General features: G+C 63.1%; 24 protein-coding genes. 17 read left to right on the forward strand and 7 right to left on the reverse strand.

The window, feature by feature from the left end; translation table 11 throughout:
- Window positions 1-82: 82 nt before the first annotated feature.
- Window positions 83-2,899, forward strand: coding sequence for a valine--tRNA ligase (locus CSC70_RS12575; protein ID WP_425501585.1), 2,817 nt, complete (start codon window positions 83-85; stop codon window positions 2,897-2,899).
- Between the two features lie 51 nt (window positions 2,900-2,950).
- Here CSC70_RS12575 and rimI read toward each other — a convergent pair whose 3' ends face one another.
- The 3 genes from rimI to pssA are packed head-to-tail and all read right to left on the reverse strand — an operon-like array spanning window position 2,951 to window position 4,649.
- Entirely contained in the window at window positions 2,951-3,451 is a 501-nt protein-coding gene (gene rimI / locus CSC70_RS12580; RefSeq protein WP_162456986.1) for a ribosomal protein S18-alanine N-acetyltransferase, read from the reverse strand.
- On the reverse strand, window positions 3,448-3,876 hold the full coding sequence (locus tag CSC70_RS12585; RefSeq protein ID WP_425501584.1) for a hypothetical protein: 429 nt from the start codon (window positions 3,874-3,876) through the stop codon (window positions 3,448-3,450). The genes rimI and CSC70_RS12585 overlap by 4 nt, the downstream gene beginning before the upstream one ends.
- A complete protein-coding gene (gene pssA, locus CSC70_RS12590; RefSeq protein WP_162456987.1) occupies window positions 3,873-4,649 on the reverse strand; it encodes a CDP-diacylglycerol--serine O-phosphatidyltransferase in 777 nt (258 codons plus the stop codon). The genes CSC70_RS12585 and pssA overlap by 4 nt, the downstream gene beginning before the upstream one ends.
- Before the next feature lie 86 nt (window positions 4,650-4,735).
- On the opposite strand from pssA, the gene CSC70_RS12595 reads away from it, so the two are divergent.
- The 4 genes from CSC70_RS12595 to CSC70_RS12610 all read left to right on the forward strand — a co-directional run bounded on the left by CSC70_RS12595 (window position 4,736) and on the right by CSC70_RS12610 (window position 7,680).
- Entirely contained in the window at window positions 4,736-5,134 is a 399-nt protein-coding gene (locus CSC70_RS12595; protein WP_162456988.1) for a DUF4124 domain-containing protein, read from the forward strand.
- Between the two features lie 3 nt (window positions 5,135-5,137).
- Entirely contained in the window at window positions 5,138-5,407 is a 270-nt protein-coding gene (locus CSC70_RS12600) for a DUF4124 domain-containing protein (protein WP_162456989.1), read from the forward strand.
- Between the two features lie 61 nt (window positions 5,408-5,468).
- The gene (locus tag CSC70_RS12605) at window positions 5,469-7,163 is read left to right on the forward strand and encodes a proline--tRNA ligase (protein ID WP_162456990.1); all 1,695 of its coding nucleotides are present in this window, start codon (window positions 5,469-5,471) and stop codon (window positions 7,161-7,163) included.
- 145 nt (window positions 7,164-7,308) lie between these two features.
- Entirely contained in the window at window positions 7,309-7,680 is a 372-nt protein-coding gene (locus tag CSC70_RS12610) for an H-NS histone family protein (RefSeq protein ID WP_162456991.1), read from the forward strand.
- 139 nt (window positions 7,681-7,819) lie between these two features.
- Here CSC70_RS12610 and CSC70_RS12615 read toward each other — a convergent pair whose 3' ends face one another.
- A complete protein-coding gene (locus CSC70_RS12615; protein ID WP_162456992.1) occupies window positions 7,820-9,070 on the reverse strand; it encodes a threonine/serine exporter family protein in 1,251 nt (416 codons plus the stop codon).
- Between the two features lie 60 nt (window positions 9,071-9,130).
- Here CSC70_RS12615 and CSC70_RS12620 point away from each other — a divergent pair, with 60 nt between their 5' ends.
- The 5 genes from CSC70_RS12620 to CSC70_RS12640 all read left to right on the forward strand — a co-directional run bounded on the left by CSC70_RS12620 (window position 9,131) and on the right by CSC70_RS12640 (window position 14,806).
- Window positions 9,131-10,246 (forward strand): ABC transporter permease, encoded by a 1,116-nt coding sequence (locus CSC70_RS12620; protein ID WP_162456993.1) that lies wholly within the window; start codon window positions 9,131-9,133, stop codon window positions 10,244-10,246.
- Between the two features lie 4 nt (window positions 10,247-10,250).
- Window positions 10,251-11,063 (forward strand): ABC transporter ATP-binding protein, encoded by an 813-nt coding sequence (locus CSC70_RS12625; RefSeq protein WP_162456994.1) that lies wholly within the window; start codon window positions 10,251-10,253, stop codon window positions 11,061-11,063.
- Window positions 11,064-11,073: 10 nt separating this feature from the next.
- Window positions 11,074-11,997: an MlaD family protein gene (locus tag CSC70_RS12630; RefSeq protein ID WP_162456995.1), complete on the forward strand. Its 924-nt coding sequence runs from the start codon at window positions 11,074-11,076 to the stop codon at window positions 11,995-11,997.
- 98 nt (window positions 11,998-12,095) lie between these two features.
- Window positions 12,096-12,677, forward strand: a complete 582-nt coding sequence (locus CSC70_RS12635; protein WP_162457068.1) for an ABC-type transport auxiliary lipoprotein family protein — start codon at window positions 12,096-12,098, stop codon at window positions 12,675-12,677.
- Window positions 12,678-12,766: 89 nt separating this feature from the next.
- A complete protein-coding gene (locus tag CSC70_RS12640) occupies window positions 12,767-14,806 on the forward strand; it encodes a glycoside hydrolase family 99-like domain-containing protein (RefSeq protein WP_162456996.1) in 2,040 nt (679 codons plus the stop codon).
- Between the two features lie 132 nt (window positions 14,807-14,938).
- Here the strand turns inward: CSC70_RS12640 and CSC70_RS12645 are convergent, their stop codons facing one another.
- Both CSC70_RS12645 and CSC70_RS12650 read right to left on the reverse strand, forming a co-directional pair.
- Window positions 14,939-15,574: a CoA transferase subunit B gene (locus CSC70_RS12645; protein WP_162456997.1), complete on the reverse strand. Its 636-nt coding sequence runs from the start codon at window positions 15,572-15,574 to the stop codon at window positions 14,939-14,941.
- On the reverse strand, window positions 15,574-16,320 hold the full coding sequence (locus CSC70_RS12650) for a CoA transferase subunit A (protein ID WP_162456998.1): 747 nt from the start codon (window positions 16,318-16,320) through the stop codon (window positions 15,574-15,576). Before CSC70_RS12650 ends, CSC70_RS12645 begins: the two co-directional genes overlap by 1 nt.
- A gap of 124 nt (window positions 16,321-16,444) precedes the next feature.
- On the opposite strand from CSC70_RS12650, the gene CSC70_RS12655 reads away from it, so the two are divergent.
- The 6 genes from CSC70_RS12655 (at window position 16,445) to CSC70_RS12680 (ending at window position 21,946) form a co-directional block, all read left to right on the forward strand.
- Window positions 16,445-17,386 carry an ATP-grasp domain-containing protein gene (locus CSC70_RS12655; protein ID WP_211369487.1) on the forward strand — a complete coding sequence of 314 codons (942 nt, stop codon included), beginning with the start codon at window positions 16,445-16,447 and terminating at the stop codon, window positions 17,384-17,386.
- A gap of 65 nt (window positions 17,387-17,451) precedes the next feature.
- A complete protein-coding gene (locus tag CSC70_RS12660; RefSeq protein WP_162456999.1) occupies window positions 17,452-18,198 on the forward strand; it encodes an electron transfer flavoprotein subunit beta/FixA family protein in 747 nt (248 codons plus the stop codon).
- Entirely contained in the window at window positions 18,198-19,136 is a 939-nt protein-coding gene (locus CSC70_RS12665) for an electron transfer flavoprotein subunit alpha/FixB family protein (RefSeq protein WP_162457000.1), read from the forward strand. Before CSC70_RS12660 ends, CSC70_RS12665 begins: the two co-directional genes overlap by 1 nt.
- 34 nt (window positions 19,137-19,170) lie before the next feature.
- Entirely contained in the window at window positions 19,171-20,271 is a 1,101-nt protein-coding gene (locus tag CSC70_RS12670) for a glycosyltransferase family 4 protein (protein WP_162457001.1), read from the forward strand.
- Window positions 20,268-21,002, forward strand: coding sequence for a class I SAM-dependent methyltransferase (locus tag CSC70_RS12675; protein WP_246189429.1), 735 nt, complete (start codon window positions 20,268-20,270; stop codon window positions 21,000-21,002). The genes CSC70_RS12670 and CSC70_RS12675 overlap by 4 nt, the downstream gene beginning before the upstream one ends.
- Window positions 20,999-21,946 (forward strand): lysylphosphatidylglycerol synthase transmembrane domain-containing protein, encoded by a 948-nt coding sequence (locus CSC70_RS12680; RefSeq protein WP_162457002.1) that lies wholly within the window; start codon window positions 20,999-21,001, stop codon window positions 21,944-21,946. Before CSC70_RS12675 ends, CSC70_RS12680 begins: the two co-directional genes overlap by 4 nt.
- Window positions 21,947-21,978: 32 nt before the next feature.
- On the opposite strand, the gene CSC70_RS12685 is transcribed toward CSC70_RS12680, so the two are convergent.
- Window positions 21,979-24,264 (reverse strand): reprolysin-like metallopeptidase, encoded by a 2,286-nt coding sequence (locus CSC70_RS12685; protein ID WP_162457003.1) that lies wholly within the window; start codon window positions 24,262-24,264, stop codon window positions 21,979-21,981.
- 416 nt (window positions 24,265-24,680) lie between these two features.
- Between CSC70_RS12685 and CSC70_RS12690 the strand changes: the two genes are divergently transcribed.
- Window positions 24,681-25,640 (forward strand): glycosyltransferase family 2 protein, encoded by a 960-nt coding sequence (locus tag CSC70_RS12690; RefSeq protein WP_162457004.1) that lies wholly within the window; start codon window positions 24,681-24,683, stop codon window positions 25,638-25,640.
- Window positions 25,641-25,656: the final 16 nt, after the last annotated feature.

Below are 25,656 nucleotides of genomic sequence, written 5' to 3' on the forward strand. Positions count from 1 at the left end.
GACGATGACCGATCAACTCGCCTCCAGCTACGAACCTGGCGCCTTCGAATCCCGCCTGTACGCCGAATGGGAAAGCGGCGGCATGTTCGCACCGCACGGCGACGGCCCGGCTTACAGCATCCTGCTGCCGCCACCGAACGTCACCGGCACTCTGCACATGGGCCATGCCTTCCAGCACACCCTGCAGGACGCGCTGATCCGCTACCACCGCATGCATGGCTACCGCACGTTGTGGCAGGTCGGCAGCGACCACGCCGGCATCGCCACCGAAATGGTGGTCACCCGCAACCTGAAGCTGGCCGGTTCCACCGACACCCGCGACTCGCTGGGCCGCGAGGGCTTCGTGGCCAAGGTCTGGGAGTGGAAGCAGCAATCCGGCGACACCATCGAACGGCAGATGCGCCGGCTGGGCACCTCCGGCGACTGGTCGCGCAAGGTGTTCACCATGGACGAAGGCCCGTCGCGGGCGGTCGTCGAGGCCTTCGTGCGCCTGCACGAAGAAGGGCTGATCTACCGCGGCCAGCGCCTGGTCAACTGGGATCCGGTGCTGAAGACCGCGATCTCCGACCTGGAAGTGGTCAGCGAGGAAGAAGACGGCTTCCTGTGGTCGATCCGCTATCCGCTGGCCGACGGCGCCAGCTACGAACACGTCGAAACCGACACCGACGGCAACGAGACCCTGCGCGAAACCCGCGACTACCTGGTGGTGGCCACCACCCGCCCGGAAACGATGCTCGGCGACACCGCGGTGATGGTGCACCCGGACGATGCGCGCTATGCCGCGCTGCATGGCGCATCGGTCGAACTGCCGCTCAGCGGACGCCGCATTCCGCTGATCGTCGACGACTACGTCGACCGCGACTTCGGCACCGGCGTGGTCAAGGTCACCCCCGCGCACGACTTCAACGACTACGCGGTCGGCCAGCGCCACGGCCTACCGATTATCAATCTGTTCACCGATATCGCCGCGATCAACGACGATGCACCGGAAAAGTATCGCGGTCTGGACCGCTACGACGCACGCAAGGCCGTACTGGCCGATCTGGAAGCGGCCGATCTACTGGTCGAAGCCAAGCCGCACAAGCTGCAGGTGCCGCGCGGCGACCGCACCGGCCAGGTGATCGAGCCCTACCTGACCGACCAGTGGTTCGTGAAGATGGACGCGCTGGGTCAGCGCGGCATGCAGCTGGTCGAGTCGGGCGAAGTGAAATTCGTGCCGCCGAACTGGATCAACACCTATCGCCACTGGATGGAGAACATCCAGGACTGGTGCATCAGCCGCCAGCTGTGGTGGGGCCACCGCATTCCGGCGTGGTTTGGCAGTGATGGTGTGCCCTATGTCGGCAGGAGCATCGAAGAAGCCCGCGCAAACGCAAAGGCTCAAGGCTACACAGGCGAACTTTCCGAAGATGATCGTGACAACGACGTGCTGGAGACCTGGTTCTCCTCGGCGCTGTGGCCGTTCAGCACCCTGGGCTGGCCGGACGAAGCGGCGATGGCCGCGCGCGGCTACGACGACTACCTGCCCTCCAGCGTGCTGGTCACCGGCTTCGACATCATCTTCTTCTGGGTCGCGCGCATGGTGATGATGACCGACAGGCTGACCGGCCAGGTGCCGTTCCGCGACGTCTACATCACCGGCTTGGTCCGCGACAAGGACGGGCAGAAGATGTCCAAGTCCAAGGGCAACATCCTCGACCCGCTGGACATCATTGACGGCATCGCGCTGGACGCGCTGGTCGCCAAGCGCACCGCCGGGCTGATGCAGCCGAAGATGGCCGAGAAAATCGAAAAGGCCACGCGCAAGGAATTTCCCGACGGCATCGCCGCCCACGGCGCCGACGCGCTGCGCTTCACCATGGCTGCACTGGCCGGTCCCGGCCGCGACATCAAGTTCGACCTCGGCCGCGCCGAAGGCTACAAGAACTTCTGCAACAAGCTGTGGAACGCCAGCCGCTTCGTGCTGATGAACACCGAAGGCTTCGTGCTTCCAACTCTTCCCCCGCAAGCGGGGGAAGGTGCCCGCAGGGCGGATGGGGGCACACCGGCATGGCCGGTCACCGATGCCGAGAAGTGGATCCTGGCCCGCCTGGCGCGTACGGTCGCCGCGGCGCAGGAACACTTCGCCGCCTACCGTTTCGACCTGCTGACGCAGGCGCTGTACGAATTCGCCTGGAACGAGTTCTGCGACTGGTTCGTCGAATTGGCCAAGCCGGCGCTGAACGGCGACGATGCGGCGGCGGCCGATTCGACCCGCCACACCCTGCTGCACGTACTCGAATCATTGCTGCGGCTGCTGCACCCGCTGGTGCCGTTCGTCACCGAGGAGCTTTGGCGGCAGGTCGCGCCGAAGCTGGGCATCGCCGGCAACAGCATTTCGCTGCAGCGCTATCCGCAGCCGGACGACTTCGCCGGCCAGGACCATGCCGGCGCCGAAGCCGGTGTCGAATGGCTCAAGGCCATGGTCAGCGCCTTGCGTCGGGTGCGCAGCGAGTTGAACGTGTCGCCCGCCAAGACCATCCGCCTGCTGCTGCAGGACGGCAGCCCCGAGGACCGCAGCCGTGTCGAACGTTTCGCCGCGCCGTTGCGCTTCCTGCTGAAGCTGGAAAACATCGAATGGCTGGACGGCGGCGCCGACGCGCCCGCCAGTGCCACCGCCGTGGTCGGCGAGTTGAAGCTGCTGGTGCCGTTGGAAGGCCTGGTCGATCTGGATGCCGAGCGCGCACGCCTGGACAAGGAGATCGCCCGGGTCGCCGGCGAGAAGCTCAAGAGCGAAACCAAGCTGTCGAAATTCACCGACAAGGTGCCGGCGGCGGTGGTCGAGCAGGAACGTCAGCGCCTAGTCGACTGGAGCACCCAACTGGACGCCTTGCAGGCGCAGCGCCTGCGCCTGGGCTGATTCGCCATCGTGCCTGCCTCTCCTTCGAGAAAGCGGGCGCGGCGACGTGCATCAAAGCGGCGGCATGCGCTCGATCTCGCCGTGCACCAGTTCGATCGCCATCACGATGGCATCCTCGCGACCATGCTCGGCCGGGTAGTAGCGCGGTCGCCGGCCGATCTCGTTGAAGCCCTCGGCGTGGTACAGGGCGATGGCCGGCGGATTCGACGGCCGCACCTCCAGGAACACCCGCTCGGCCTCGCGCTCGCGCGCCTGCTGCAGCAGCGCGTGCAGCAGCTTGCGGCCCAAGCCGCGACCCTGGCGCTCGGGCGCCACGCACAAGTTGAGGATATGCGCCTCGCCGGCCGCCAGGCTGATCAGCCCGTAGCCGATCAGCAGGCCGTTCTCGCGCAGGGTCCAGCCCGGATAGCCGGCCAGCAGGCAGTCGCGGAAGATGCCGCGCGTCCACGGGAACGGATAGGCGCGCTGCTCGACGGCCATCACCTCGTCCAGGTCGGATTCGCCCATTGGCCGCAATACCGGCTCGCGCGCAGCACTGCGTACCGCGCTCATGGTGTGCCGGCCACCTTGCGCAAGGCGCGCAGCCGCGGCCACAACGCGCGCTTGGCAGCGGGATTGCCGCGTAGTTCGGCTGAAGGCGGCCACTGGGCGATGACCTCGGCCATGCCCGGCGCGGAAGGATTGCAGCCCGAGGCCCGGATCAGGGCGAAATGCAGGCGATCGGGCACCCGCGTCGGTAGGCGGCGGCCGAAGCCGTTGCTCGCCGGCGGCGTGTCCGTGGCAGGCGGCGGCACAGGCGCCCGACGCGGCGGCGGTGCGGTTTCGCGGACACGGGTCGTCGTCTCGGCGTGCGCCTCGGTCACCGGCGCCTGTTGCGCTGCTGCCGGCAGCGACCCGGCGATCCAGACCTTGTGCCCCAGCGCTTCCAGCCAGCCATGCTGCTCGGCCGTCCACAGCGGCGGCATCGCCTCGCTCACCCGGCGCGCTCCGCCGGCCTGCGCAGACGCTGCCACAACCACATCGCCGGTCCGGACAGGGCATACACCACCCCGACCACGAACAATACGCGTGGCGGGTCCACCACCAGCATCGCCAGCACGATCGGCACCAACAGCAGGACCACGAACGGCACCCGGTCGGCCTTCGGCCCGCCACCGGCACCCTTGAAGCTCCAGTAGCGGATCCGGCTAACCATCAGCAGACCCGACACCAGGGTCACTGCCAGCGCGACGTAACGCAGTTCCTCGCCGCTCCAGCCCAGCTTGCCGTCAGCGAAAGCCAGCACGAAGGACATCATCAGCCCGGCCGAGGCCGGGCTGGCCAGACCGATGAACCAGCGTTTGTCGACCACCCCGACCTGAGTATTGAAGCGCGCCAGCCGCAGCGCCGCGCAGGCGGCGTACAGGAAGGCCACCGCCCAACCGACCCGGCCCATCACGCTGCCGTCGAACTTCAGCGCCGACAACGACCAGTGGTACATCACCAACGCCGGCGCCATGCCGAAGCTGACCAGGTCGGCCAGCGAGTCGTACTGCACGCCGAACTCGCTGCTGGTGCCTGTCAGGCGCGCCACCCGGCCGTCGATGCCGTCGGCCAGTCCGGCGATGAAGACCGCCACCGCCGCGTGCACGAATTGTGAGTTGGCGGCGGCAATGATGGCGTAGAAGCCCGCAAACAGGCCCGCCGTGGTGAACAGGTTGGGTAACAGATAGATGCCACGGGAGCGCGGCGGGGGCGGGTTCTGGTCCATTGGACTCAGTTTAGCTTAAGCCGCGCCCTTGCCAGCACGGCCGGACGATGCTGCAATCATGGGCCCAGCAAGCCATGGAACCCGCCATGCGTACCCTGTTCAGCCTGTCCGTTCTGCTGGCGACCGTGCTCGTCGCGACGCCGCTGGCGGCCCAGTCCACCAAGGTCTACCAGTGGAAGGATTCCAGTGGCGTGACCCACTATTCCGACAGCCCGCCGCCGGGGCAACGCCCCAAGGAACGCCGCATCGATACCCGTGGCAGCGCCGTGGCCGAGGCCCAGGACGAGGAAAAGCCGGACGAGAGTCCGCAATGCAAGCAGGCCCGCTTCAACCTGCAGGCGTTGAGCAGTTCGTCACCGGTGCAGCAGGACACCGATGGCGACGGCAAGCCGGACAAGATCCTGACCGACGCCGAACGCGGCAACCAGAAGGCACTGGCCGAGGCCGCGGTCAAGGCCTACTGCACCTCCGCCCCGGCCAAATAGCCGATGCGCCTGGCCTGGGCCGTCCTTGCAGGACTGCTGCTGGGCGCCGTGGCAGCCTGGTGGGTTTCCCGGGACGCGCCCGGGCAATCGAAAGCCAGGCAGCAGCGCGCCGAACAGGCCGCTGCCGAACAGGCGCGCGATGCGGTCCCCGCGCTGTACCGCTGGCGCGACGACGCCGGCACCCTGCAGATCACCGACCAACCGCCGCAAGGACGTCCCTACGAGCGCATCGCGCGCGATCCCGAGCGCGGGATCGAGGTTCGCGGCAACTGAAGCAGGCCCGGGTTGCCGGCACATGGCAAAATGGCGACTTTCCGCCGTTCGATCCCACGCCATGCGCCTGTCGCGATTCCATCTGCACACCACCAAGGAAACACCGGCCGATGCCGAACTGGTCAGCCACCGGCTGATGCTGCGCGCCGGCATGATCCGCAAGCTGGCCGCCGGCCTGTACGCCTGGTCGCCGCTGGGCCTGCGCGTGCTGCGCAAGGTGGAAACCGTGGTCCGCGAGGAAATGGACCGCGCCGGCGCGATCGAGATGGTTATGCCGACGATCCAGCCGCGCGAACTGTGGGAAGAAACCGCACGCTGGGAAAAATTCGGCGGCCAGTTGCTGAAGATCACCGACCGCAAGGACCAGCAGTTCTGCTACAGCCCGACCGCCGAAGAGGCAGTCACCGATTTCGCCCGCCAGGAGCTGTCCAGCTACAAGCAGCTGCCGGTCAATTTCTACCAGATCAACACCAAGTTCCGCGACGAGATCCGCCCGCGCTTCGGGGTGATGCGCGCACGCGAATTCGTGATGAAGGATGCCTATTCCTTCCATGTCGCCGACGAGGACCTGGAGCTCGAATACCGCAACATGCAGGCTGCCTACACGCGCATCTTCACCCGCCTCGGCCTGCAGTTCCGCGCGGTGCAGGCCGACAGCGGCGCGATCGGCGGCGACGCCTCGCAGGAATTCCACGTGCTGGCCGAATCAGGCGAGGACGCCCTCGCCTTCTCCACCGGCTCGGACTATGCCGCCAACGTCGAGGCCGCCCGCGCCGCCGCGCCTGACCCGCGCCCGGCCGCCGCCGAAGCAATGCGCGAGGTCGAAACGCCCACGCAGAAAACCTGCGAGGACGTCGCCGCCCTGCTCGGCATCCCGCTGCAACGCACGGCGAAATCGGTCGCGGTGATGACCGACGACGGTTTCGTGCTGGCGCTGGTGCGCGGCGACCACGCCGTCAACGAGATCAAGCTGGCCAAGGTCCCGGGCTTGGCCGGCTACCGCATGGCCAGCGAAGCCGAAATCCTCGAGCACCTAGGCTGCGAACCCGGCTTCCTCGGCCCGATCGGCGCGAAGAAGCCCGTCCGCATCGTCGCCGACCGCGAGGTCGCAGCGATGGCCGACTTCGTCGTCGGTGCCAACGCGGCCGGTTTCCACATCGCCGGGGTCAACTGGGGGCGCGACCTGCCCGAACCCGAGGTCGTCGCCGACATCCGCAACGTGGTCGCCGGCGATCGCGCCGAGGACGGCGGCGAACTCCGCCTCGCTCGCGGCATCGAGGTCGGTCACGTATTCCAGCTTGGCCGCAAGTACAGCGAGGCGATGCAGTTCAGCGTGCTCGACGAGAACGGTAAATCGCTGGTGCCGACCATGGGCTGCTATGGAATCGGCGTATCGCGCATCGTCGCCGCGGCGATCGAGCAGAACCACGACGACAACGGCATCGTCTGGCCCGAGCCGATGGCGCCGTGGACGGTGGCAGTGTGCGTCATCAATCCGAAGAAGGATGCGCAAGTAGCCGCCGCCGCCGAAGCCCTGCTGCAGGAATTGCTCGACGCCGGCATCGACGCCGTGCTCGACGATCGCGGCCTGCGCCCCGGCGCGATGTTCGCTGACATCGAGTTGATCGGCATCCCGCACCGGGTGGTGGTTTCCGAGCGCGGCCTGGCCGCCGGCAGCTACGAATATCGCGCCCGCAACGCTGTCGAAGCCAAAAATCTCGCGCATGACGCACTGCTGGAAAAACTGTGCGGTTGAGCGGGATCGGGGCAATTCGCCCCGGATTTTCCCGATTATCCGTTTCTCACGTTAATCGCCGGATTTCCCATCGCATTAATTCGCGATTATCATTGGTTATGCGCGCCATGGAATGGCGTCATCCATCCATGATTCGGAGATATTGATGTCCATCGATTTGAACGGCCTGTCGGCCAAAGAACTGACCACGCTGATTTCGCAAGCCAAGAAGCAGCAGACCAAGCTGGCCAAGCGCCGTCCGGTCGGCACCATCCGCAAGCAGATCAATGCTTTCCTGAAGAAGGAAGGCTATACCGTCGCCGAGGTATTCGGCTCCGCAGGCAAGGCTCCCGCGCGCGCCGCCAGAAAGGCCGCGACGACCAAGAAACCGCGCAAGCTCGGCAAGGTCGCGCCGAAATACCGCAACCCTGCCAATCCGAAGGAAACCTGGACCGGACGCGGCAAGCAGCCGCGCTGGATGGCCGCGCTGACCGCCAAGGGCAAGAAGAAGGAAGATTTCCTGATCAAGCGCAAGTAAGCGTCGATCCCGTTTTCATGAAAATGCCGGCGCTTGCGCCGGCATTTTCGTTTCCTCGCCCCCGTGACCAAACATGCCGTGACCGAACATGCAGCCGTTGTTACCGGCCGCGACGGCGAAGGGAATCTACGGCTGCCCGCTACAGGAATTTCCGCGCCGGCACCAGCAGGTTGCCGAACAGCAGACCCGCCACCAGCGCCATCACCACGTACAGCACCGTCAGCAACGGCGCCTCGACTGCCCCGCCATCGATCTGCTGGGTCAGGTTCATCAGCCCACGCAGGCTGATGCTGCCCGGCACCAGCATGATGATGCCGGGCACGCGGATGATCGCGCCGGGACGGCCGAGCTTCCTCGCGAACAAGTTGCCGGCGGCGGTCAGGGCCAGCGCCGAAACGAAGATCCCGACCGGGCTACCCAGCGTCAGGCCGACAAAGCGCGAGATCAGGTAGCCGGCGATGGCCGCGGCCATCACCCATGGAATGTCCCGCCGATGCGCGCGGAACAGCAGGGCAAAGGCATAGGCTGCGGCCGCCAGCGCCACCCACTCCACCCAGCCCGGTTGCGGACGGCTGGCACGGACCGCCGGTTCCAGCCCGAGCCAATGCGCCAGTTGCAGCGCGATCAGGGTGCCGACGGTGAGTTTGAGCATGGTCGTGATCGCACCGGCGAAGCGCGCGGTGCCCGACACCAGATGCTGGCTGGTCAGTTCGTTCACCGCATTGGTCAGCGTCAGGCCCGGCAGCAGCACGACCAGGGAGGCGATGACCACGGTGTTGAGATTCAACGGCGCGACGAAATACGCCACCAGCACGGCCAGCAGGCCGGCCAGCAGCGCGGAAATCGCGTCGCTGGCTTCCTTCAGCTGCGGCCGCCGTTCGGTGATCTGCGCGAACAGGCCGATCACCAGACCGATCAATGACGCGGTGGCGATATCCAGCCACGGCAACCGCCACAAGCCGGCAACCGCGGCGGACGCCAGCGCGAAGGCGCCGAGCTGGACCAGACGCCAGCGCCGGCTGTGCGGCCGGTCCAGCGCGCGCAGGGCAGTGTGCCCTTCGGCCACGCTCATCTCGCCAACGGCCACCGCTTCGGCGATCCGGTCCGCCTCGCCCAGCTTGTATAGATCATTCTCGCCGGGCGCCAGACGGATGACCCGTGTGGTATCGCTCAGGCCCAGCGGCCGGGCCGGGTCGCTGAAGCTCAGGATCACCCCGGTCGGATTCGACCACGGCTCGCAATCCAGCCCCAGGCGACGCGACAGCACCTCCACCGCGCCCTCCAGCCGTTGCGCCGTGGTGCCGTAGGTATGCAGGCGCGCGGCGATCTCGCAGACGAAGGCAATGCGCTGGGCGTAGGTGGCGTCGGATTCGGAAGGCGGCATCGGCATATTCTAGGCGGCGTTGATCGCCGTTTGTCGGCATAGCCTGTATTCTGGCCGCCAAGCGATATGACGATCGACCGCGCCCGCCCGCAATGCCATGTCGACCAAGCCGACCCGGCCCGGGTCAGGCTGTCGGGCACGTGGACGCTGGCCAACGCCGTCTCGCTGGCCGATATCCTGAAAAGACTGCCCGAGCAGGTCGTCCGCGTGGATGCCACCGGAATCGACCGGGTCGATTCGGCCGGCGTGCTGCAATTGCTTCGCTTCGCCAAGCGCCGCGGCCTGCCGCTGGAGAACCTGAGCTTCCGCCGCGACCACCAGGCCCTGGTCGGGGTCATCGACGACGTCGGCGACGAACGCCCCAAGTCGCGCCGCGACTACGGCTTCCTGGCCGCGCTGGACCGCCTGGGCCGGCGCATGTACGAGAACGGCCAGGAGATCCGCCTGTTGCTCGGCTTCCTTGGCGAGAATCTGGTCAAGCTGCTGCGCATCCTGCGCGAACCGCGGCGGCTGCGGCTGACCGCCACCGTCCACCACATGGAGCAGGTCGGGCTGGACGCAATGCCGCTGGTGGCGTTGCTGTCGTATCTGGTCGGCGCGGTGATCGCCTTCCTCGGCTCGACCATCTTGCGCGACTTCGGCGCGGAGATCTACGTGGTCGAACTGGTCAGCATCGCCTTCCTGCGCGAATTCGCCGTGCTGCTGACCGCCATCGTGCTGGCCGGCCGCACCGCCAGCGCCTTCACTGCGCAGATCGGCGCGATGAAATCGCGCGAGGAGATCGACGCCATCCAGACGCTCGGCCTGGACCCGATCGACCTGCTGGTGATCCCGCGCCTGCTGGCCCTGCTGGTGATGCTGCCGCTGCTGACCTTCATCGCGATGATGGCCGGCCTGGCCGGCGGCGTCACCGTCGGCGCCTTCGACCTGGACATCCCGCCGCAGATGTACATCGCGCGAATGCACGAAACGATCGAGGTGCGGCACTTCCTGGTCGGCCTGTCCAAGGCGCCGGTGTTCGCCCTGGTCATCGGCCTGATCGGTTGCCTGGAAGGGTTGCAGGTGAAGGGCACCGCGCAATCGGTCGGCGAACGCACCACCTCCAGCGTGGTCCAGACCATTTCCCTGGTCATCATCCTCGACGCACTGGCCGCGTTGTGGTTCATGCACATGGACTGGTGAACGGATGATCGTTTCCGACATCTCATCCGCAGATCCGATCATCCGCGTCCGCGGCCTGGTCAACCGCTTCGGCGAACAGGTCGTGCACGATGGCCTGGACCTGGATGTGTATCCGGGCGAGATCCTCGGCGTGGTCGGCGGCTCCGGGACCGGCAAATCGGTGCTGATGCGTTCGATCCTGGGACTGCGCCATCCGAATGCCGGAGAAATTTCGGTCATGGGCGTGGATGCGCGATCGTCCGATCCGGACATCCGCCGCCAGATCGAACGCAATACCGGCGTGCTGTTCCAGGATGGCGCGCTGTTTTCCTCGCTCAGCGTCGGCGAAAACGTCGAGGTTCCGCTGAAGGAGCACCACCCGGACCTGCCCGACAGCTGGCGCTACGAACTGGCGCTGCTGAAGATCAAGCTGGCCGGATTGCCGGCCGACGCGCTGGACAAGCTGCCGGCGCAACTGTCTGGCGGCATGCGCAAGCGCGCCGGGTTGGCGCGCGCACTGGCGCTGGATCCGCCGCTGCTGTTCCTGGACGAACCGACCGCCGGACTGGACCCGATCGGCGCTTCGGCCTTCGATCATCTGACCCGGACCTTGCGCGATGCGCTGGGTCTGACCGTGTTCCTGATCACCCACGACCTGGACACGCTGTATGCCATCTGCGACCGCGTGGCCGTGCTCGCCGATCGCAAGGTGATCGCCAACGCGCCGCTGAACGAGATCGAACGCATGGACCACCCGTGGATCCGCGAATATTTCCACGGCCCACGCGCGCGCGCCGCGCGCCGCGATACCGAAGTATCCTTCTCCACTACCGGATAGTGCCGAGACCATGGAAACCAAGGCCAACTACGTCCTGATCGGCGCCTTCACCCTGATCGTGGCGGCCGCGCTGCTGCTGTTCGGGTTGTGGGCCGCCAAATACTCCTCCGAACGCACCTGGCAGGAATACGAGGTGGTCTTCAACGAGGCCGTGACCGGGCTGTCGACCGGCAGCCCGGTGCAGTACAACGGCATCTCGGTTGGCTCCATCACCGGGCTCACCCTGGCGCCGGACGACCCGCGCAAGGTCGTGGCCCGGTTGCGCATCGACGCCCGCACCCCGGTCAAGGTCGATACCCGCGCCAAACTGGCCATCACCAGCCTGACCGGACCGACCATCATCCAGCTCAGCGGCGGTTCGCCGCAGGCGGCGTGGCTGCGCGCGGTGGACAACCGCGACGCACCGATCATCAAGACCACGCCCTCGGCGCTGCAGAACATCACCGATACCGCCAACCGTCTGGTCGATCGCCTCGACCTGGTGTTCAGCGAGGAGAACGTCAACAGCATCGGCGATACGCTGAAGAACCTCGACGAGATCAGCAGTTCCATCGCCGCGCAGAAGGACGACCTGCAGGAACTGATCGTCAGCGCGCGCCAGGCGGCGCAAAAACTGGACACTACGCTTGCCAGCACCAACGGCACCCTCGAGCGGCTCGACCAGAACCTGGTGCAGCAGTTGCCGCAACTGGTCAACCGCCTGGACAGCACGCTGGCCAAGCTGGATTCGGCCGCGGACAACGCCGATGCCATCCTCGGCGAGAACCGCGCCGCCATCAATTCCTTCGCCAACGACGGCCTGGCCCAGCTCGGGCCGACCCTGGGCGAACTGCGCGGCCTGGTCCGCGACCTGCGCCAGATCAGCGACCGGCTGGAAACCAATCCGACCCGCTACCTGCTGGGCCGCGACGCGCCCAAGGAGTTCGAACCGTGAGCCAGCGAACCCCGCATCCTGTTTTCGCCAGCGGTCGCTCGAGGCAGACGCCGGCATCGAGGCGCACCCTCTTTCGGGCTGTCGCCAGCGGCTTGCTGATGGCCGCGCTTGGCGGCTGTTCGATCCTCAGTGGTGGTCCGCCTAGCAGCGCCATCACCCTGTACGCGCCGGACGTGAGGGTCGCGCCGGACCCTGCCTGGCCGCAGGTAGACTGGTCGCTGGCCATTGCCCGCCCGACCGCGGCGCGGATGATCGACAGTCCACGGATACTGGTTCGCCCGACGCCCGACGAGCTGCAGGTCTACCGCGGCGTCAGCTGGGCGCAGCCGGCCACCGACCTGGTCGAGAACGCCGTGCTGCGGGCCCTGGAGGACTCCGGGCGCATGCCCGCCGTAGCCCGCCTGGATACCGGCATCCGCGCCGACTACAAACTGGTCATGGACATCCGCCGCTTCGAAGCCGACTACGCCGGCCAGGCCGTCCCCAGCGCCGTCATCGAGATCAACGCCAAGCTGCTGAACTCCCGCGACCAGCACGTGGTGGCGTCACAGACGTTCCTGCAAGCAGCGCCGTCCGCAGGTACGGAACCCGCGCAGGTCACGGCTGCCTTCGAAACCTCGCTGACCTCGCTGACCAACGCCTTGACTGGCTGGATTCTGACCCAGCAACTGGACTCCTGAATCACATGCCCCAGTACCCGTCAATGGCACCGCATCCGGCATCCGCCTGAAATCTGGACCGTTACCCGTCAATCCCCGATCATGTCGCGATGAAGACTACGATCCGGACACGACTGACGTCGTCGTTGTTCTACCTGCTGCGCTTCGGTTTCAGACTGCTTCCCGTCTCCGAAGCCCGCCGTGACCAGCTGAGACAATCATTCCTCGAACGATTTTCGGGACTCGTTCCCCCTCCGGCGGCTGGCATCTTGCCGGATCATGGCACGCAGCAGCATCGTCCCAGGATCCGCTCGGACGAACCCGCATTGGGTTACATCGGCCACACACCCGGCAGCTTGCCTGACACGATACCGGCCACCTTGGTGGCATTCTACTTGCCACAGTTCCACCCCATCCCGGAAAACGACGAGTGGTGGGGAAAAAGTTTCACCGAATGGCGCAACGTGACTCGTGCATTGCCACAGTTCGAAGGCCATGCGCAGCCTCGCCTGCCTGCCGATCTCGGCTACTACGACCTGCGAATCCCGGATGTCCTGCGCGAACAGATGTGTCTTGCACGGAAATACGGCATCGGCGCCTTCTGCATGTACTTCTACTGGTTCGGCGGCAAGACGCTGCTGGAAATGCCCGCCAGGCAGTGGCTGGAGGATGCATCGCTGGACTTCCCGATTTGCCTGTGCTGGGCCAACGAGAAATGGACCCGCAGCTGGGATGGCCGCTCCAGCGATATCCTGATCGACCAGCAACACAATCCCGATGACGATATCGCCTTCATTGCCCACATCGCGGACTATCTGCGCGACCCTCGCTATCTGCGCATGGAGGGCAGGCCTCTGTTGTTGTTGTACCGTCCCGGACTGCTGCCTGATGCCAAGGCTACCGCCAGTCGTTGGCGGAAATGGTGTCTAGACAATGGCGTTGGCGAAATTCACCTGGCTTACGTTCAATCCTTCGAACGCCCGACTCCGGCGAACATCGGTTTCGATTCCGCCGTCGAGTTCCCTCCAAACCTCAGCACTCCACCCGACATAACCTCCAAACAGGCATTGTTGAATCCGGAGTTCAAAGGACAAGTGCTGGATTGGCGCGCGCTGGCCAATGAAATGCGCGAGAAATCCATGCCGGACTACTCATTATTTCCGGGTGTGAATTGCGGCTGGGATAATGAGCCCCGTCGTCCGGGGGCAGGTCGCATCTATCAACACGCCTCCCCGTATGGCTACCGGGATTGGCTGCATGACACCGTTCACAAGCGTTTGGCCGCCGTGCCAGAAGCGCAGCGCCTTGTCTTCATAAATGCTTGGAACGAGTGGGCCGAAGGCGCGGTACTGGAACCGGACGCGCGTCTTGGTCACGCCTGGCTTGAAGCCACCCGGCAGGCGCTGCATGCAAACCCGCCGGTTTCCGCCGATCCGCGCCCTTGCGCCGTTGTGCATGTCTGGTATCCGGAGCTACTGGAAGAAATCCATCAAGCTTTGCAGCAGAGCGGCATCGACTGGCGGCTGGTCGTCACCACCTCGCACGAACGCAAAGCCGAAGTGATGGCGAAGCTCGCGGAACTGGGTGTCGATGCCGAGACCGAAGCCATGGAAAACCGCGGGCGCGATATCCTGCCATTCCTGCGTGTGGCTTATCGTCTGCTCGACGAGGGCACCGACATCGTGCTGAAACTACACACCAAAAAATCCCCCCACCGAAAAGATGGCGATACTTGGCGCAGGGAACTGATCAGCAGCCTGCTGCAGCCAGGACGCGCGCATGCCATTCTGGACGCCTTTAGTACCGATCCGGAGCTGGGCCTGGTCGCCCCCGAGGGACAACTGCAGCCTTTGAGCTACTTCTGGGGCGCCAACGCGGCCAATGTCCACCATCTGATGAACCGCATCGGCATCGACTTGGCAGCTGATGCCGAATTCATCGCCGGCAGTATGTACTGGCTGCGACTTAGGGCGCTGCGCCCACTACTGGACGTCCACATCGAAGACTGGGAGTTCGAGGACGAGTCCGGACAGCTGGACGGTACCATGGCACACGCCGTCGAACGCCTGATCAATGCGACCATTGCCACGGCCGGCATGCACATACGAGACATCAAACGGATCGACACCCCGCTCGCCGCCAGACCGTAGAAACGGCGCGAACCACGCTGGGAGGCGTGCGCACCCGCTTAAAGCCAGTCACAATTTCTACCGAAACCCCATCGCGGCTTGCGCCGTTCCTATGGTCATGCAGTCATTGCGATACAAACATTCCTGTGCAAGTCACGCCACTACCACGAACGACACCCCGGTCTTGTCCTTCAGCTCCTGCTCGCTGACCCCGTCGGCCATTTCCCGCAGCACCAGCCCCTCGGCGGTCACGTCGAACACGGCCAGGTCGGTGATGATGCGGTCAACCACCCCGACCCCGGTCAGCGGCAACGTGCATTCGGGCAGGATCTTGTGGCTTCCGTCCTTCGCCACGTGCTCCATCAGCACCACGATGCGCTTGACCCCGGCGACCAGATCCATCGCCCCGCCCATGCCCTTGACCATCTTGCCCGGCACCATCCAGTTGGCCAGATCGCCGGTGTCGGTGACCTGCATCGCCCCCAGCACCGCCAGATCGATGTGTCCGCCGCGGATCATCGCGAAGGAGTCGTGGCTGCCGAAGTAGCTGGCGCCCGGCCGCGCCGTCACCGTCTGCTTGCCGGCATTGATCAAATCGGCGTCGACCTCGGCCTCGGTCGGGAACGGGCCGATGCCCAGCAGGCCGTTCTCGGACTGCAGCCATACGTCCATGCCCTCGGGAATGTAGTTGGCCACCAGGGTCGGCAGGCCGATGCCCAGATTCACATAGGCGCCATCGCTGAGTTCGCGGGCGGCGCGCTGGGCCATCTCGTCGCGGGTCCAGGCCATTATTTGTCCTCCGGGCGAACGGTACGGTTCTCGATGCGCTTCTCCGGCGTCGCGTTGACCACGATGCGGTCGACGTAGATGCCGGGCAGGTGGACCTGATCCGGATCGATCTGCCCGATCTCCACCAGTTCCTCGACTTCGGCCACGCAGACCTTGCCGGCCATCGCGCAGGCGGGGTTGAAGTTGCGCGCGGTCTTGCGGAACACCAGGTTGCCGGCCCTGTCGGCCTTCCAAGCCTTGACCAGGGACACGTCGGCGATCAGCGCGGTCTCCATCACGTACCAGTGCTCGCCGAACTGGCGCGTTTCCTTGCCCTCGGCAACCACGGTGCCGTAGCCGGTGCGGGTATAGAACGCCGGAATCCCGGCCCCGCCGGCGCGCAGGCGCTCGGCCAGGGTCCCCTGGGGATTGAACTCCAGCTCCAGCTCGCCGGACAGGAACTGGCGCTCGAACTCCTTGTTCTCGCCGACGTAGGACGAAATCATCTTGCGGATCTGCCGCGTCTCCAGCAGCTGACCGAGGCCGAAGCCGTCCACGCCAGCGTTGTTGGAGATCGCGGTCAGGCCGCTGACGCCGCTGTCGCGCAGGGCGGCGATCAGCGCCTCGGGGATGCCGCACAGACCGAAACCGCCAACGGCCAGCGTCTGGTTGTCGGCCACGATGCCGGCCAGGGCGGCATCGGCGTCGGGATACAGTTTCTGCCTGCCCGTGCCTGATGGCGGAACAGCGGCGGGATTCGGTGTCATGTGCGGCATCCGGATCGTCGGAGGGAGAGCCGCATTCTACCCAGCTGTCTCCGTCCCGCCACCGGTACTTTCGGGCAATGGGCAATGACTGCCATGCAAAACCGCACGACCGTACACTGTAGCCATGAACTGTATTGCCTTGGTGACCGCCGTGGCCGCGACCGGCCATGACGACGACCTGATTCCGCTCCTGGACGCCTGCGCCGATGCCGGGCTGCATGCCCGCGCGCTGGCCTGGGACGATGCCACGGTGAACTGGGCGCGCTTCGATGCCGCGCTGCTGCGCTCGCCGTGGGATTACACCGAGCGCCTGCCCGAATTCCTGGCCTGGTGCGCGCGGGTGGAGCGCTCGACGCGACTGCTCAACCCGTCCACCGTGGTGCGCTGGAACACCGACAAGCACTACCTGGCCGACCTGGCCGCCGCCGGGCTCCCGGTCGTCCGGACCCGTTTCGTCGAGCCCGACGAGGAGCCGATGCAGGCCTTGACGGACTTCCTGGCCGGACTGGACGCCGACGAATTCGTCATCAAGCCCGCGATCAGCGCCGGCGCACGCGACACCCTCCGCTACGCGCGCCACCAGAATTTCGCCGCCGGCAACCATCTGGCCCGGCTGCTGGAACAGGATCGCAGCGCGATGCTGCAACCCTATCTGGCCGGGGTCGATACCTCCGGTGAAACCGCGCTGCTGTATTTCAGCGGCGAGTTCAGCCACGCCATCCGCAAGGGGGCGCAACTGACCCCGGACGGCGGTGGCGCCCGACAGGCGCCGATGGCGCTGGGCGATATCCGGACCACCGAAGCCAGTCCGGAACAGCGCCAGCTGGCCGAGCGAATTCTGGAAACCACCGCCCGTTGCCTGCACCTGGACACACCCTTGACCTACGCCCGGGTCGACCTGCTGCCGGGTCCGGATGGCCGGCCCTGCCTGCTGGAACTGGAATTGACCGAGCCCTCGCTGTTCTTCCACCAGGCCCCCGGCAGTGCCGACCGCTTCGCCCGTCAGCTGGCCGAAACCCTGGCCGCAGCGCCATACGGACTCGCACGGGCACCAGCAGCCGGCTAAAATCGGAATCCGGCCCGCATCGATGCGGGCATCACTGACGTCCCCATACAGGAACCCCTCGCAGAATGAAGATTCTGGTCGCCTACAAGCGGGTGGTGGACTACAACGTCCGCATCCAGGTCAAGCCGGACGGTTCCGGCGTGGTCACCGAGGGCGTCAAGCTCTCGCCCAACCCCTTCGACGAGATCGCGCTGGAAGAGGCCCTGCGCCTGCGCGACAAGGGCATCGCCACCGAGGTCGTGGTCGCCACCATCGCCCCGGCCGACGCCCAGGCCCACCTGCGCAACGGTCTGGCCATGGGCGCCAACCGCGCCCTCCACGTGGTCACCGACCAGCCCATCCAGCCGCTGACCGCCGCCCGCACCCTGCTCAAGCTGGTCGAAAAGGAGTCGCCGGACCTGGTGATCCTGGGCAAGCAGGCCATCGACGACGACGCCAACCAGACCGGGCAGATGCTGGCCACGCTGTGGAGCCGCCCGCAGGCGACCTTCGCCAGCAAGCTCGAGATCGCCGACGGCAAGGCCACGGTGACCCGCGAAGTCGACGCCGGCCTGGAGACGCTGGAAGTCGACCTGCCGGCGGTGGTCACCACCGACTTGCGCCTGAACGAGCCGCGCTTCATCAAGCTGCCCGACATCATGAAGGCCAAGAGCAAGCCACTGGAGACGCTGCAACTGGCGGACCTGGGCGTGGAGTCTGGCGATGCCCTCAAGACCACGGCCTACGCCCCGCCGGCCAAGCGCAGCAAGGGCGTGATGGTGAAGGATGCGGCCGAACTGGTCGCCGCACTCAAGCAGAAGGGGTTGTTGTAATGGCCAAGGTACTTGTCATCGCCGAACATCTGGACGGCAAGCTCAACGCCTCCACCTCCAAGACCGTCAGCGCCGCGGCCGCCCTGCAGCCCGAGGCGATCGACGTGGTCGTGCTGGCCGACGATCCGTCGGCCGTGGCCGCCCAGGCCGCCGGCATCGCCGGCGTGTCGAAGGTGCTGGCCGTGGCCCATCCGGCCAACGCCCAGGCCGTAGCCCAGGTGCTGGGCCCGCAGATCGCCGAGCTGGCCGCCGGCTATACCCATGTCTTCGGCCCCTCGACCACCTTCGGCAAGGACCTGGTCCCGGTCGTGGCCGCCCTGCTCGGCGTCAGCCAGGTCTCGGACGTGATGACGGTGGAGGGCCAGACCACCTTCACCCGGCCCATCTATGCCGGCAACGCCATCATCACGGTCGAGGCCCCAGCCGGACAGACCGTGGTCGCCACCGTGCGCACCGCCTCGTGGCCGGAAGCGGCCCAGGGCGGCAGCGCCACGGTCGAAGCGGTCAGCCCCTCGGCGACCCTGCCCACCCATACCCGCCACCTCGGCTTGTCCGCGGCCAAGTCCGACCGCCCCGACCTGCAGAGCGCCAAGCGCGTGGTCTCCGGCGGCCGCGGCGTCGGCTCGGAAGAGAACTTCAAGATCATCTACGCCCTGGCCGACAAACTCGGCGCTGCCGTCGGTGCCTCGCGCGCCGCGGTCGACGCCGGCTACGTTCCCAGCGACCTGCAGGTCGGCCAGACCGGCAAGATCATCGCCCCCGAGCTGTACATCGCCGTCGGCATCTCCGGCGCGATCCAGCACCTGACCGGCATCAAGGACGCCGGCACCATCGTGGCGATCAACAAGGACCCCGACGCCCCGATCTTCGAGGTCGCCGATATCGGACTCGTTGGTGATCTGTTTGCACTGCTGCCGGAAATGGAAGCCTTACTTTGATACCTGCCCAATGCCAAGCAGGGATATTCCAACCGTGAAACTAGCTCTAGTAGGGCCCATCAAACCCTACCGTGGCGGCATTTCCCAATACACAACTCAACTTGCACACGCATTACGCAACTCCTGCGCACTGACGCTGATCTCATTTAAACGGCAGTACCCTAATTGGATATATCCAGGCAAGAGCGACTTAGAGCCAGGTCAGGAAGACCAGAAAGACCAACAAGCAAACTATTGTCTAGATATATTTTCGCCTGTCAGTTGGCTGCGCGCCGCCGATAGGATTGCCATGGATGGCTGCAAGGTCACGATAATCAGCTGGTGGACCATCGTCTGGGCCATGCCCTTCGCACTGCTGGCAAAGCGCCTGAGCAAACAAGGCATTAGTTGCGTTTTCCTATGCCATAACCTCGCCGATCATGGGGCAAGCAAGCTTAGAGCGTGGCTGTCTTGGCAAGTGTTGGCGCTGGCAGACGGCTATATCGTTCACTCCGAAGAGCAACGCAAACAACTCGAGTATCGCTGGCCGGACAAGCCCGTCCTACAGCGGCCACATCCGATATACGGCCAATTCCCGGAACCAACTGGGATCCTGCCCAAGCGCGGAAAACTTGAAATCCTATTTTTTGGTTTCATCCGCCCATACAAGGGCCTGGAGATCCTGATCTCCGCACTGGACCGGCTTCAAGACTCCGAAATTCATCTTACAATCGCGGGCGAATCCTGGTCAGATCCACATGAACTGCAATCTCTTTGCCAGCTTATTCCAAGTGTAGACCTATGCTTGGGCTACGCAAGCGATACAGAGTCTGCTGAATACTTTGACCGAGCGGATATCGTCGTACTCCCTTACCTGAGCGCAACCGGAAGTGGCGTTGCATCCTTGGCTTTTCATTATGGAAAGCCGATTCTGGCCTCTTCCGTTGGCGGACTGAAAGATGTCGTGATAGATAACCAAACTGGATGGCTGGTGCCGCCAGGTTCGGCATCTGCCTTGGCGAATAGCATTAGCCGCATCAGCCGCGCAGATGCTCTTGCATGCAGGCCGCACATCGAGAGGTTTGTGGAAGAAAACAGCTGGTCAAGTATGTCCCAAGACATCATCGATTTTTGTGGCACAGCACAGAAGTCATGAAACACTCGCCGCTGCCACGCCATCCGCACGCCATCTTGGATATGCCCTCCAGATGGAGGAAGGCCAGGAAAATCGAACAAATCTTGGGTCGACAGCGCATAATCGATTGCCGTAACTTGCTGGAAATCGGGACGGGTTCGGGGATGATCGCCTCGTACTTTTCAACCGTGATCCCGCATGGGAAGGTCCACGCCGTTGACACCACGGACAATCTCGTCGCCCCACCTTCATTTGCATTCCAAAAGGTTCAAAGTACGATTCTCCCATTCGAACAGGAAACTCTCGACATTGTCATCAGCAATCACGTGCTTGAACATGTCGGAGATCGTGGCGCGCAGATTTCCCACTTGCGAGAAATCCGCCGTGTACTGGACCGCCAAGGCATTGCGTATTTGGCCGTGCCAAACCGCTGGAGTCTCTATGAAGCACACTATCGACTCCCCTTGCTCAGCTGGCTGCCGCATCCATGGTCCGATCGCTACCTGCACGCCTTCCGCAACACCCAGCACTACGACTGCGAACCTCTGGGCCCGTTGGCCTTGAGGCGAATGTTCAAGAAGGCTGGCCTAGCATGGTGGGATGTTTCTTTCGACGCACTGCAATTGCTGCTTGCCCAGGAAAGCAGTAGCAAGAGGCTGGGACGCGCCGCATCCCGGCTGTGGCCCGTGACAGTTCCGCTCTATCCGATCCTTCCAACTTACGTTTTCCTGCTATCACGCACGAACCGATGAAAACTGCAGGGAAATGGCTGGGGCTCGCAGCGACGCTGCTTTGCCTCTACTTTTTTTCCAGCCAGGTCGTCGCCTACTGGAAAACGATTCGGGAATTTCCTGGAACGCCTGCCTTCACAGTTGCGTTCCTTGGCTCAATGGCACTCTATCTCTCGACCTATGCCACCAGCGGGAAAAGCTGGCAACTTGCATTGAGGATGGCTTCGACTCACATATCCTTGGGCAAGTCCACCAGGATCATCATGCAGTCGCAGATTGCCAAATTTGCACCAGGCAATGTGGCACACCATATCGGAAGAGTGGTTCTCGCCAATCGCGCCGGAATACCGCCTGCGACCACCGTGGCTACCGCGGCTATCGACATGCTGGCACTGCTCATTGCGGCACTGCTTGCCGCGCTCCTGGTCCTGGAGCCACTCACTACCCTGATTCGACAGTATGAGGAACACCTTGAACAAAGCGCGAGGCTGGCGACGATCACCGGGCTGACGCTTTCAGCCGTCGCGCTGTTTGCATATGCCGGATCGCGGCGAGTACGAAGAGGCCTACGGAAATTCGCAGGCGTGTCTGGACTCAGCGCCCTCGGGAATATTCAGAACCTTCGTCGCATGCTGGCCTGCATAGCCCTTTATCTCGGCTCCTTCGTCCTGGGAGGTTCAGCACTGTGGCTGATAGCCGAAAGCTTGCCGGCATCAAACCAGATCCAGCTCGTCTGGGCAGTCGGAACCTATGCGGTCGCATGGCTGGCGGGATTTATTGCTCCTGGAGCGCCTGCCGGACTGGGAGTCAGAGAGGCAGTTATTGTACTTGCCCTTGGGCCTATGGCAGGAAAAGATGTTGCCACTACCTCCGCGCTCTTCTTTCGTCTTGCAACAACCATTGGGGATGGAGCTGCCTTTTCCATCGCCTGGCTCTATGAAAAGAAAATCAAATCTTCCGATTGAATCCATTGCCAGTGGCGCTGCTATGGGCGAACCTACAACGAAGAAACATTGCCTATCTTTCTGTAGCTCGACGACAGTGCATTTCCATTACCCAACCACACCCACATGTCACCCTTTGTTGTTTTCCAGAGCAGATCCAGCTTGTCATCGCCGCTGAAGTCCCCCCCAGCCATCAATTCATCGCCTGCATTCAATCTTATGACCGCAGACTGCCTAGAAACATTTGGCCCATCCATGATCCAGTAGGTATACCGATTAGGTGATGGGTTAATGAATACGAGATCGTCTTTCCCATCCCCATCAACATCACCGGCATGCTCAATCCCCCAACCAGCCCCAAGTGTTGCAATCTTCTTATATGAAGCATACGGATGGGAACCATTCCCCATCCACATCCACAACTCGCGCTTAGGAGTTTGCCAAAGCAAATCCAGATTTCCGTCTCCGTTGAAATCCCCATGCGCAACCAGCGTGTCGCCATTCTTCCCTGCGGGCACAGATGCACGGCGACTTATGATCGTCGCTCCATTCATAATCCAATAGGTATAACGGTATGCCACTGGGTTTGTGAACAGCAGATCGTCCTTGCCGTCACCATTGATGTCTCCCGCACCAGCCATCTTCCAGCCAGCGCCAAGCCCTACAGCAAGCTTTATGCTGCTGGCGGCCAGATCGCTGCCATTGCCCAGCCACATCCACAAATCGCCTTCGGGGGTGGACCACACCGTATCCAGCTTTCCATCTCCGTTGAAATCACCGACGGCACCCAATGCATCATCTTCATTGGTCTCCTTGGCTGAACCCGTCCCGGCTACCGCCAAACCCTGCAGCTTCCAGAAATTGACTTCATTCAAGCCCGCATTATTGAACAAAAGATCTTCATCTCCGTCCGCATCCAAATCCCCCGCATATGCGAGCCACTCTCCATCGTCGCCAGCGTCCCCTCCCTCATCGACCTTGGTCGCTCTGAAGGATGCAATGATGGAAACTGTCTGCCTCAAGCTCCTGGCATTATCTGCATGGTCGCTAATCCCGCAAGCCACTCCCCCACACGCAGATACATCCGGGTTCGAAAAATAGCGGTACAGCGTCTGGTTATTGTCGCCATACGCCATGACCGTATAGAAATTACCTCCAGCAGGACTTGTCTTGTACCCAAACGAGTATGGATACCGCCCGTAGACTAGTTCCCCGCCATCATCCAGTGCATTCGACTCATCATGAGCAGAGCCCATATTGTGAGCCATTTCATGAATCAGAGAGATGTCGTCGCAGTAGTAAGTACTACCTCCACTTGTGTACTCCCCATCACTGACAACGGAATACCCGAATGACGCATCAATGGCAGGGACTATCTCCTCCTGATCTGCACCAAGGAGCCATGCAATACCACATCCCTCCTGCTCCTGCTTCAGCTGCCGAACCAGAGTCACGAGATCCGCGCCATATTCCTCCCGGGCCTCTCGCAATGCCTGTAATGATGTAGGTACCGAGATCGGACTGGCGCCATCGCTTCCTGTCAGCTCCTCCAATGCCACCGAGTTGCTGGTGTTGTCGGCATAGGCTACCGCCACCGAGTGCACCAACCGGATTCTGGCATCGACGTTGCTGTTACTCAGCGCCTGATTTGAAATTGAAACCAGATTGTTGAGCAAGGTCACGGCCGCAGACTGGCTGCCCACCCGTGACACGATGCCATTCGAATAACCTGCGACCAGATCGATTGTCACGGCAGAACTGGAATCAGCCGCACTTGAAACCCTACTCGAAGATGAAGCCATATCTTGTCTCGCAAGAGACGCACTGGCCTGCTGACCTTGAACATCCTCCGAGCTCGACGCGTTCACCTTGCCCTCAGCCTGCTCTACAAGCGAGTATGCTGCCGCGTCGATATCCAAGCCGCCTGGCATGGCAATATCCGTCGCTGCAAGGCGCGCGCTTTTCAGCTTTGTGGCATCCGGCTGCGCGACATAAGCCAGACCATCTTGCGTTACCAGTCTGAGCGCTGGGCCATTTCCTTGGGGAATCGATCCAAATACTGCATTCTCGCCAAAAGTAATGATGGCCTCTTGAGCTTGGTCACCATCGATAACGCGTCCTATCCATGACCAATTCCCATCTGGGCTTTCCTCATGTCGCTCATACTGCAGTTCAAGCGCACTGCCATCCGGTTTCGGGATTGACATCCGCCCGGTAGCAACGGCACGGAATGCATGTTCCTCACTCACTTTCACCGGGTAGAGCTTGTATGCCCCCTGCTGGCGCACCCCATCTCCGAATGACAGCAGTTGTCCTCGATCTGGCAGGTTGGCGAACACGCGCCTCCGCTCTTCCATCACAGGAGTATGCGACAAAGCACCTGGGCTTTGCGTAACCGCGACCGCCCCTCCCCTGTCAACTGGATGCCATTTCGAATCACGACCATCCTCTCCCCCCGTAGTGCAAGAGAGAAGCAACACGACTGGGACAAGACCTGCAAGTAAGGAAAACCGCACGTGGACCTCCGTGCATTTACGTTTTATGAACAAGGAACTTCAAGCATATGCGCAACTCGGCACCAAATGCAGCCAAGCGCCCCCTGCGGCTTCTGAGGAGGAGCCTCCCAATATTAGACAACAAGCATGTCTTGAAGATGTGAACCCACTCACGGGTTGCCCGAAGGGCTTCATTCGCATGATCCTGCCGGCACCAGCGGGAACCGGTATCATCCCTTAGCCCACCAAGACCATGCCCCATGAAGCTCATCGTACAGATTCCCTGCCTCAATGAAGCCGCCACCCTGGCCACCACGATCTCGGAATTACCTAATAAAATCAATGGGTTTGATGAAGTTGAGTGGTTGGTTATAGATGATGGCTCGACCGACGATACGGCACTGGTCGCCAAGTCCTTGGGCGTTCACCACATTGTCCGCCACCCGGCGAACCGCGGCTTGGCCACGGCCTTCATGACTGGAGTTGATGCTTGCTTGCGCCTGAATGCCGATGTCATCGTCAATACGGATGCAGACAACCAATATAGGGCCGAAGATATCCCGAAATTGACGGCCCCAATCCTGAGCGGTGAAGCCGACATGGTTATTGGCGAGCGGCCTATCGACAGCACGGAGCACTTCTCCTGGCTGAAAAAAAAATTGCAACGCCTTGGAAGCTGGGCCGTACGCATAGCCAGCAAAACCGATGTAAAAGATGCACCAAGCGGATTTCGTGCAGTTTCCCGGGAAACTGCCATGCGCCTGAATGTATTCAATGCATATACCTACACACTTGAAACGATCATCCAGGCGGGCCTGAGCAATCTCAGGGTCATTTCGGTACCGATCCGCACCAATGAAGATTTGCGCCCATCACGACTTGTCAAGAGCATTTTCAGCTATGTTCGTCGTTCGCTGACGACGATAATACGGGTGGTATTGATTTACAGGCCGCTGCATGTTTTTTTCTGGTCAGGACTACTCATGACCTCAACAGGTGGACTGCTGGCCTTCCGCTTCCTGTACTTCTTCCTGTCAGGCTCCGGGGACGGGCACATCCAATCCCTGATCCTAGCCTCGCTTTGCATCGTACTGGGGGGGATGATGTGGATGCTGGGACTGATCTCGGAACTGATTTCGACTAATCGCAAGCTTCTGGAAAAGATCAACTGGCGAATACAGAAAATCGAACATCATCAAGGTTCGCCCTATGCACGGTGAGCCCGAACCAGCATCG

This window comes from Pseudoxanthomonas kalamensis DSM 18571 (assembly GCF_010211745.1).
Classification (GTDB): Bacteria; Pseudomonadota; Gammaproteobacteria; order Xanthomonadales; family Xanthomonadaceae; genus Pseudoxanthomonas_A; species Pseudoxanthomonas_A kalamensis.

Bases quoted from the DNA above. Each gene is read 5' to 3' on its own strand.
- CSC70_RS12575 (WP_425501585.1), top strand. From the start codon at position 83: ATGTTCGCACCGCACGGCGACGGCCCGGCTTACAGCATCCTGCTGCCG.
- rimI (WP_162456986.1), bottom strand. From the start codon at position 3,451: ATGAGCGCGGTACGCAGTGCTGCGCGCGAGCCGGTATTGCGGCCAATG.
- pssA (WP_162456987.1), bottom strand. From the start codon at position 4,649: ATGGACCAGAACCCGCCCCCGCCGCGCTCCCGTGGCATCTATCTGTTA.
- CSC70_RS12595 (WP_162456988.1), top strand. From the start codon at position 4,736: ATGCGTACCCTGTTCAGCCTGTCCGTTCTGCTGGCGACCGTGCTCGTC.
- CSC70_RS12600 (WP_162456989.1), top strand. From the start codon at position 5,138: ATGCGCCTGGCCTGGGCCGTCCTTGCAGGACTGCTGCTGGGCGCCGTG.
- CSC70_RS12605 (WP_162456990.1), top strand. From the start codon at position 5,469: ATGCGCCTGTCGCGATTCCATCTGCACACCACCAAGGAAACACCGGCC.
- CSC70_RS12610 (WP_162456991.1), top strand. From the start codon at position 7,309: ATGTCCATCGATTTGAACGGCCTGTCGGCCAAAGAACTGACCACGCTG.
- CSC70_RS12615 (WP_162456992.1), bottom strand. From the start codon at position 9,070: ATGCCGATGCCGCCTTCCGAATCCGACGCCACCTACGCCCAGCGCATT.
- CSC70_RS12620 (WP_162456993.1), top strand. From the start codon at position 9,131: ATGACGATCGACCGCGCCCGCCCGCAATGCCATGTCGACCAAGCCGAC.
- CSC70_RS12625 (WP_162456994.1), top strand. From the start codon at position 10,251: ATGATCGTTTCCGACATCTCATCCGCAGATCCGATCATCCGCGTCCGC.
- CSC70_RS12630 (WP_162456995.1), top strand. From the start codon at position 11,074: ATGGAAACCAAGGCCAACTACGTCCTGATCGGCGCCTTCACCCTGATC.
- CSC70_RS12635 (WP_162457068.1), top strand. From the start codon at position 12,096: ATGGCCGCGCTTGGCGGCTGTTCGATCCTCAGTGGTGGTCCGCCTAGC.
- CSC70_RS12640 (WP_162456996.1), top strand. From the start codon at position 12,767: ATGAAGACTACGATCCGGACACGACTGACGTCGTCGTTGTTCTACCTG.
- CSC70_RS12645 (WP_162456997.1), bottom strand. From the start codon at position 15,574: ATGGCCTGGACCCGCGACGAGATGGCCCAGCGCGCCGCCCGCGAACTC.
- CSC70_RS12650 (WP_162456998.1), bottom strand. From the start codon at position 16,320: ATGACACCGAATCCCGCCGCTGTTCCGCCATCAGGCACGGGCAGGCAG.
- CSC70_RS12655 (WP_211369487.1), top strand. From the start codon at position 16,445: ATGAACTGTATTGCCTTGGTGACCGCCGTGGCCGCGACCGGCCATGAC.
- CSC70_RS12660 (WP_162456999.1), top strand. From the start codon at position 17,452: ATGAAGATTCTGGTCGCCTACAAGCGGGTGGTGGACTACAACGTCCGC.
- CSC70_RS12665 (WP_162457000.1), top strand. From the start codon at position 18,198: ATGGCCAAGGTACTTGTCATCGCCGAACATCTGGACGGCAAGCTCAAC.
- CSC70_RS12675 (WP_246189429.1), top strand. From the start codon at position 20,268: ATGAAACACTCGCCGCTGCCACGCCATCCGCACGCCATCTTGGATATG.
- CSC70_RS12680 (WP_162457002.1), top strand. From the start codon at position 20,999: ATGAAAACTGCAGGGAAATGGCTGGGGCTCGCAGCGACGCTGCTTTGC.
- CSC70_RS12690 (WP_162457004.1), top strand. From the start codon at position 24,681: ATGAAGCTCATCGTACAGATTCCCTGCCTCAATGAAGCCGCCACCCTG.